The sequence below is a fragment of the Streptomyces sp. NPDC020681 genome (assembly GCF_044334895.1).
Lineage (GTDB): Bacteria > Actinomycetota > Actinomycetes > Streptomycetales > Streptomycetaceae > Streptomyces.
The window spans coordinates 1-1130 of record NZ_JBIRTX010000085.1 but is presented as its reverse complement, the minus strand read 5'-3'; the positions used below and the strand labels follow the sequence as shown (position 1 = coordinate 1130).

Annotated in this window: 1 protein-coding gene; it reads left to right on the top strand. The window is 66.6% G+C overall.

Translation table 11 applies throughout. The features are described 5' to 3' along the window. Nucleotides 1–38: 38 nt before the first annotated feature. A complete protein-coding gene (locus ACH4YL_RS40815) occupies nucleotides 39–1130 on the top strand; it encodes an IS630 family transposase (RefSeq protein WP_398512599.1) in 1092 nt (363 codons plus the stop codon).

Sequence of the window (1130 nt, the reverse complement as noted above, 5' to 3'; positions counted from 1 at the left end):
CTAGTGACCTGAGTCGGAGATTCGTCGTTGGTTCGGTTATGAGTCGTCCGGGTCCGAAGATTCCGCCGTTGTCGGTGACAGATGGCCAGCGGGCTGTGCTGGAGGGCTGGGTGCGTCGCCGCACGACGGCTCAGGCTCTGGCCCAGCGGTCGCGGATCGTGCTGGAGTGCGCCGATGGGCACTCGATCATGGAGGTGTCTCGCCGGCTGCGGATCACGCCGGACACGGTCCGCACCTGGCGGCGGCGTTTCCTCGAACGCGGGCTGGACGGCCTGTGTGACGAACCCCGGCCCGGAGTCCCGCGGAAGATCACCGACGCGGACGTCGAGCGGGTCATCGTCAAGACGCTGGAGGAGACACCGAAGAACGCCACCCACTGGTCGACCCGGTCGATGGCGGCAGCCACCGGAATGTCGCAGTCGGCCATCTCCCGGATCTGGCGGGCGTTCGCGCTGGCCCCGCACCGGTCGCAGACGTTCAAGCTGTCCACCGACCCGCTGTTCATCGACAAGGTCCGAGACGTCGTGGGCCTCTACCTCGACCCGCCGGAGAAGGCCCTGGTCCTGTGCGTGGACGAGAAGTCGCAGATCCAGGCCCTCGACCGGTCCCAGCCCGTCCTGCCGATGATCCCCGGCGTCCCCGAACGCCGCAGCCACGACTACGTCCGCGCCGGCACCACCACCCTGTTCGCCGCCCTGGAGGTCGCCACCGGCAAGGTCATCGGCTCCCTGCACCGGCGCCACCGGTCCGTCGAGTTCAAGAAGTTCCTGGCCAAGCTCGACAGGGAGGTTCCCGCAGATCTCGACGTGCACCTGATCCTCGACAACTACGCCACCCACAAGACGCCCGCCATCAAGCAGTGGCTGCTGGCCCACCCGCGCTTCCATCTCCACTTCACGCCCACCAGTTCGTCCTGGCTGAACCTGGTGGAGCGATGGTTCGCCGAACTCACCCAGAAGAAGCTCCAGCGAGGCGTCCACCGCTCCGTCCAGGCCCTCGAACGCGACATCCGCGACTGGCTCGCCAACTGGAACGAACAACCCAGACCCTTCGCCTGGACCAAGACCGCCGACCAGATCCTCGACAAAGTCGCCTCATACTGCCGACGAATCTCCGACTCAGGTCACTAG